The sequence below is a fragment of the Metabacillus herbersteinensis genome (assembly GCF_042433335.1).
Taxonomy (GTDB): Bacteria; Bacillota; Bacilli; order Bacillales; family Bacillaceae; genus Metabacillus; species Metabacillus herbersteinensis.
The window spans coordinates 55,358-61,881 of sequence record NZ_JBHLVO010000028.1; the positions used below are offsets into that span (position 1 = coordinate 55,358).

The 6,524-nt window shown below is 39.4% G+C and carries 6 protein-coding genes and 1 pseudogene; 6 read left to right on the forward strand and 1 reads right to left on the reverse strand.

Annotated features, from left to right (window positions below; translation table 11 throughout):
* Nucleotides 1-194 precede the first annotated feature (194 nt).
* From ACFFIX_RS22075 to ACFFIX_RS22100, 6 genes are all read left to right on the forward strand, one after another.
* Nucleotides 195-320 (forward strand): hypothetical protein, encoded by a 126-nt coding sequence (locus ACFFIX_RS22075; RefSeq protein ID WP_378937869.1) that lies wholly within the window; start codon nucleotides 195-197, stop codon nucleotides 318-320.
* A 399-nt stretch (nucleotides 321-719) separates the two neighbouring features.
* The gene (locus ACFFIX_RS22080; RefSeq protein ID WP_378937871.1) at nucleotides 720-938 is read left to right on the forward strand and encodes a hypothetical protein; all 219 of its coding nucleotides are present in this window, start codon (nucleotides 720-722) and stop codon (nucleotides 936-938) included.
* Between the two features lie 271 nt (nucleotides 939-1,209).
* Nucleotides 1,210-2,790: a nickel ABC transporter substrate-binding protein gene (gene nikA / locus ACFFIX_RS22085; RefSeq protein ID WP_378937872.1), complete on the forward strand. Its 1,581-nt coding sequence runs from the start codon at nucleotides 1,210-1,212 to the stop codon at nucleotides 2,788-2,790.
* A gap of 1 nt (nucleotide 2,791) precedes the next feature.
* Nucleotides 2,792-3,736, forward strand: a complete 945-nt coding sequence (nikB, locus tag ACFFIX_RS22090; RefSeq protein WP_378937874.1) for a nickel ABC transporter permease — start codon at nucleotides 2,792-2,794, stop codon at nucleotides 3,734-3,736.
* 50 nt (nucleotides 3,737-3,786) lie between these two features.
* Complete coding sequence (gene nikC, locus ACFFIX_RS22095; protein WP_378937876.1) at nucleotides 3,787-4,593, forward strand: nickel transporter permease; 807 nt, start codon at nucleotides 3,787-3,789, stop codon at nucleotides 4,591-4,593.
* A gap of 20 nt (nucleotides 4,594-4,613) precedes the next feature.
* Nucleotides 4,614-5,405, forward strand: a complete 792-nt coding sequence (locus tag ACFFIX_RS22100) for an ABC transporter ATP-binding protein (protein ID WP_378937878.1) — start codon at nucleotides 4,614-4,616, stop codon at nucleotides 5,403-5,405.
* 3 nt (nucleotides 5,406-5,408) lie between these two features.
* On the opposite strand, the pseudogene ACFFIX_RS22105 reads toward ACFFIX_RS22100, so the two are convergent.
* Nucleotides 5,409-5,957 (reverse strand): annotated as a pseudogene (locus ACFFIX_RS22105) (IS110 family transposase); the annotation flags it as partial.
* Nucleotides 5,958-6,524: the final 567 nt, after the last annotated feature.

The following is a 6,524-nucleotide window of genomic DNA, read 5'->3' on the forward strand; positions in this document are numbered from 1 at the left end:
TCGGGAAGTATAGCTGACAGACAGTGCGATGATCGTGAGAAATCGTGCGGAGGGTCTGAAGGCAAACCTCTGACCAGAGCCGTAAAACCCATGTTGGCACGAGAGCAGGATGACTGAGCAAGAAATCAGGAAGTCCAAATAACTGACGTAGCTCGAAGTGTTAGGAGGGCTGGAGTAGAGGGAAAGTGAGCGATGTGACCCATAGAGATCTCCCTTTGTCCGACCAGACAGGTATTGAAGTTCAAGGAGGTAATCCAAGATTTCAAGATGCGAGGGGAGAAGTCAGAGAACACCATAGTAGTAAAGAAGCTTATGCCTAATACCCTCTAGCAATAAAGGCGAGGACGGCACATAAGTGAGAGTGTCCAATGTGATACTTGGGTCTTATTCTCAAAAAGGATAGGACTTGCGAAGGGTGGGACGCATGAAGATAACAGAAAAGTACCACATGAAATGTCTGTGGAAGTGGGGCAGAAGCTAGTGAGTGAAAACACGGGCGCTAGGACCGAACAGAAGGGTAAGCCGCCCATCACCAGTTGAACGTAGTGAGAACTGCCGTTGTAGCTATTGACTCTACTAGTAAACATAAAATGGAGAAGCAGAAACAAGAATGATGCGTACGAAGTTACACAAGAGGTGTTAGTAGATGAAAAGAAAAGTCTGGTATAGCTTATACGACAAGGTGTACAAAATGGAATATCCAATCTGCCTTTAAACAAGTGCGGAAAAACAAAGGTGCTCCAGGAGTCGATAAGGTGACCATCAAAGAGTACGAAAAGGAATTGGAGAGCCATCTAGAAGCTCTTCAAACGAAGTTAAAAGGAAAGACATTCCGAGCGAAACCAGTGCGACGTAAGTACGTTAGGATATGCGAACCATTAGTCGAAGGCAAGGGTGTCCGTGGTGATGCGGAATATTTTATATTTCATTTTTTATGAAATTATTGAATTGACGAAAGTGAGGAAGAATGATAAATTATAAATCGTAACAATTACTATTTATAGGAGAGAGGATTATTATTAAACTGATAGTAAGGATACATGAAATAATGATTACTATACCTCCTATGACAGTATCAGGCACCTCCGTGTAATTAAAAAAACGTAGTCTCAGACTTTAATTGACCAATTTGTATGAAACTAGTAAAATTCTCTATTTTAAATCGTAAATATAACGATTTAAATAGTGCAACTAAAGGACGGTAAAAAAATGATAAGAAAAAGCTTTAATAAAAAAACTCTTTTTACGATATTACTAGGTTTATTTTTTCTAACATTAGCAGGCTGTTCTGCTGAAAGCAGTAAATCAGATGCTAATCATTCAGATGCTGAAAAAATAGAGGATAAAGATAAGAAGGTAACCATGATTTTTAGTTTTAAGTCTGCTAATTTAGATCCTCATACAGGATTTACCCCTATCCGTGCAGGAATAACAGAAACACTGCTGAAGTTGGATGAAAACTCAAATATTGAGGGCTGGCTTGCAGAAAAATGGGAAACAAATGACAACTTAACGTGGGAGTTTACAATTCGTGAAAACGTGACATTCCAAGATGGAGTAAAGCTTGATGCTGCTGGAGTTAAAGCTTCAATTGAAAGAAGTATCGCTGTAAATGAATCTCTTGGAGGATCATTGAAAATTCAAACCATGGAGGCAGATGGTCAGAAGCTAACGATTAAGACAACTGAGCCGTACCCTGCTCTTCCATCTGAACTAGTGAACCCATATGTATCGATTGTAAATATTGCAGCTGAAAAGGAAATGGGGGAAGAAGCATTTCGAAATACGCCAGTTGGGACAGGACCGTTTAAGGTGAAGAAATTTACTTCAAATCAGGAAGTTCAAGTTGTTAAAAATGACAGCTACTGGGCAGGAGAGCCTAAAATCAAAGAGGCAACAATTAAATTTAATGAAGATGCAAATGTTCGAGCACTTGCATTTCAGTCTAAAGAAGCAGATGTAGTCTATAATCTTCCTGCTGAAGGCATAGAAGCAATTGAGAAGGATAAGGAACTTAAGGTTGATTCTGTACCAGGTCTTAGATCGCACTTTGTGTTATTTAATCAACAAAGTCCAAATGTCTCAGATTTGAAAGTCAGACAGGCTCTTAATCTACTAATCGATCGAAAAAGCGTTGCAGATGATATCATGCTTGGTCATGCTGTACCCGCAAACGGACCATTCAACAGCTCTCTTCCCTTTGGAATTGAAGATGAAGTAGCGGAATTGGATGTTGAAAAAGCAAAAGAACTCCTTGTCGAGGCTGGATACAAAGAAAACGCAGAAGGTAAAATGGAAAAGGACGGAGAACCACTTACACTTGAATTTATCACATATAAAGCACGTCCAGAATTGCCATTAATTGCTCAGCTCTTTCAATCAGATGCAGCAAAAGCAGGAGTGGAAATTACGATAAAAATAGTTGAAAATGCTGATACCCATCTTGCAGAAAACACAGGTTGGGACTTGGGAACATACAGCAATAACACGTCACCTCGCGGAGATGGAAGCTACTTCCTTAATACTGCTTTCACAGAAACTGGAGCACTAAATGTTGGTAAAATAAATAACCCAGAATTAAATAAAGTAATAGAAGAGTTAAATGGAACAAGCGATACAGATAAAAGAACTCAATTAACGAAGGATGCAGCGAATGTTATTAATAAGGAAGTTGCACATAGCTATGCTGTTTATCCAAATATTATTATTGGTATAAATGAGCGAATTAAAGACTGGAAACCTACTGCTGAGGAGTATTATATTTTAACGCATACGATGGATGTGAATTAAAATGTTATTGCTTATGCAAAAGAGGCTTTTACAGTTATTCATTGTACTTCTCTTCTTGTCGGTATTTACTTTTGGCCTGATGAAGCTTGCTCCAGGTGACCCGGTTATGACGATATTGAATGCAGATGAAATGATGGTAACGGAAGCCGATAAGGCTAAGCTTCATAGTGAGCTTGGCTTTGATCAGCCTCTCTATATTCAATATGGCCATTGGATGTTAGGTCTGATACAGCTGGATCTCGGCAAATCCTACATGAGCGGAAAGCCTGTTTGGAGTGAGATGATGGAACGTTTGCCTATTACATTGCAGCTTACAGGAGGGGCTTTAATTGTGATGGTGTGCATATCTGTTCCTCTTGGCATCATTTCCGCCCGCTACCCTGGAAAATGTCCAGATCAAATCAGCAGAACTTTAGCGTTAGTAGGAGCATCAATTCCAAGCTTTTGGCTGGGACTGATGCTCATATACTTTTTTGCTTTTAAACTTCAAATTCTTCCATCAACTGGAATTGGATCTTTGTCTCAAATGATTCTGCCTTCCTTTGCCTTGGGATTTTCTTTGGCGGCTGTATATGCAAGGCTTATAAGAGCAGGACTTCTCGAAAGCTTATCTGAGGATTACATTCAGGCGGGGAGAGCAAGAGGAGTGAAAGAGTGGAGAATTCTTTGGTTCCATGCTTTTAGAGCTGCATTGCTCCCTGTTGTAACGGTTTTTGGGCTAAGTATGGGAAGCTTGCTCGGGGGGGCTGTAGTAATTGAAATTTTATTCTCTTGGCCAGGACTTGGGAGCATGGCGGTTGATGCGATTTTCAGCCGTGATTATCCAGTCATACAAGGATATATCCTATTAACGGGTGTATTTGTAGTTGTTGTGAATTTATTTGTGGATCTATCGTATTACTTAATTGATCCGCGTATTAAGCAAGGAAAGGGGAGAGTCGCTTGAAGATCTCTCATGCGATACAAAAAAGAGCATATTTTCCTCACCTGAAAATAATGAACTTTATGCCAATGACCCTGCTGGGTCTCTTTACCCTTATGATGATAGTCATTGTTACGATTATTGGACCATTTATTGTGCCGAATGATCCTTTTTCGGCAAATATGGCAGAGCGACTTGCTTCCCCAAGCTTAACCTATCCTTTTGGTACAGACCACATGGGAAGATGTATATTTTCAAGACTTGTCGTTGGCTCTAAAGCAACACTTGGAATTACAGCACTGGTTATCGCATCGGTCATTCTGATTGGCATACCCATTGGATTGCTGTCAGGGTACATTGGAGGAAGATTTGATACAGTTGTCATGCGAATCGCAGATGGATTCGTCGCACTACCAGAGTTTATATTAGCAATTGCGATTGCCGGTTTCTTAGGACCAAGTTTAACAAATTTGATGATCTCTGTCGTAGTCGTAAAATGGATTAGCTACACCAGGGTGGTAAGAGGAATCGTCTTATCAGAACGTGAGAAAGAATATGTATTGGCAGCAAAGGTAGGGGGATGTCCAACTTGGAAAATAATGATAAGGCACATGCTTCCGCATATCATTTCCCCTGTACTTGTGATTGCAGCGCTTGATGTTGGAAAAGTCATTTTAATCATATCTTCACTGTCTTACCTTGGGCTTGGCGCTCAGCCCCCTGCTCCGGAATGGGGAGCGATGTTGAACGATGGAAGGCCCTACTTTCAAACCTTTCCTGAATTAATGATTTACCCGGGAATGGCCATTTTTATAGTTGTTTTATCGTGTAATTTAATTGGAGAGGGCTTGAGAGATAAGCTAGATGTGAAAAATGTATAGCGAGTAAAAGGAGATGCAAAATGCCGACAACCATTGATCTCAATCAGCATCGTACAATAAAAAACGGATTAAAGGAATCGCTCTTATTACAATCCTGCCCTGTGCTGGAAGTGAAAAATCTCTCCATTTCATTGTGTGGATCTAATGGGGAAGAAGATAGAATTCTAGTAAAAAGGCTAAACTTCACAATAAGACCAGGTGAAATGCTTGGATTAGCGGGAGAAAGCGGAAGCGGGAAAAGCTTAACAGCTTCAACCAAATTAGGGTTGCTTCCTAATTCTCTGAAAATATCAGAAGGTCAAATAGACTTTCAAGGTAGGGAGCTCACAAGTCTTTCTGAAAAAGATTTTAGACGGCTGCGCGGAAAGGAGATAGCCTATCTTTTTCAAAATTATCAAGGAAGCTTCACTCCATTTATTAAGATCGGAATCCAGCTGATCGAAGCGCTTCGAAGCCATGACAAGATAAGAAAACAAGATGCAAAGAAGAAAGTACTCTTCTGGCTTGAACGTGTGAAACTACCATCTGAACGGATCTTCGGTAGCTATCCTCATCAGCTTAGCGGTGGGCAGCTTCAAAGAGCATCTCTTGCAGGTGCTCTTATGTTTAATCCTTCTCTGATTATTGCAGATGAGCCAACAACCGCTCTTGATGTGCTTACAGGTGAGAAAATATTAGATCTGCTTGCAGATCTTCAAAAAGAACTGAATTGTGCGGTGCTCCTTATTTCTCATGATTTAAAGCATTTATTAAAGAGAACAGATTGTATGGCGGTAATGTATGGTGGTAATGTATGGTGGACAGATTGTTGAAAAGGGCCAAACTACATCTACCCAACGGTTTAATTGATTAATAGAACTAACGAGACGTTTAACGATTACGTCACGATTGGACATGAGAACACGAAGTTTCTCGAAAGACTCTGGAGTTGAATGAACATTGGAATAGTATCCATTCTTCACCATATCAGCAATCACAAGAGCGTCTTTTTTATCGCTTTTGGACTGAGTATTATCCCAATTTTCTTTATTTCTTTTTACAAGGTGAGGATTGACTGTTACAACATCAATGTTTTGATTGGATAGCCATTTCGAAAGATTAATCCAGTAATGTCCTGTAGGTTCCATTCCCACAATAACTGCGTCTAAGTTGTTTTTACCTTTTAATTTATTAATCCATTCCAGAAATCTATTAAATCCTTCTTCGTTATTTTCAAAAGTAAGAGGATCACCAACCACGATTCCTCGATAATTAACTGCACGAGCAACATGAAACTGTTGGGCAATATCCACACCAACCACGAGATGTCGATCTGTAATTCGTTCAATGAGTTGATTTTGTTTTTGTTGCATTTTATACTTCATAGTAGAGCTTCTTCCTTAAGATGAGTGTTGTGTTTGTGTGTACTCTCATCATACTGAGGGGCTCTTTTTTTATCAAAGTCAATAATTAACTCTCTACAGGAATGCTAACGGGTGCGTTAGTTCAATTAGAAAGAAGTGATTTTATGAGCGATTTCAGATTTTAGTTATTCAATTATAGGGCGCGTTTCTTTAAAAAGAATTGCGCTCTTTCTTTGTGTATTGGGCCAGATAATGGAATAAGACTTGAATGTAGTATAGAAATATGGACACAACTTGGTTAAGTCACTAATATAGTACATAGAATTGAATTAGTTGAAACGCCGTATGCGGTGAAAGCCGCACGTACGGTGTGAACAGGGAGCGATAACTTCAAACTCTTACCTATCTGTATGAAAAAGGGATTTGAATAATGTAGTTTAACAACGAAATAGTTTTATTTAAGAATAATAAAAGAGACCCTACAAGGGTCTCTTCAGACTGTAGACAAACTCGATTTTATCGAGTTTGCCTACAGTCTTTTTTGTATTAAAATAGAAGTAATAAAAATCTTGAGGTGATGAATGATGC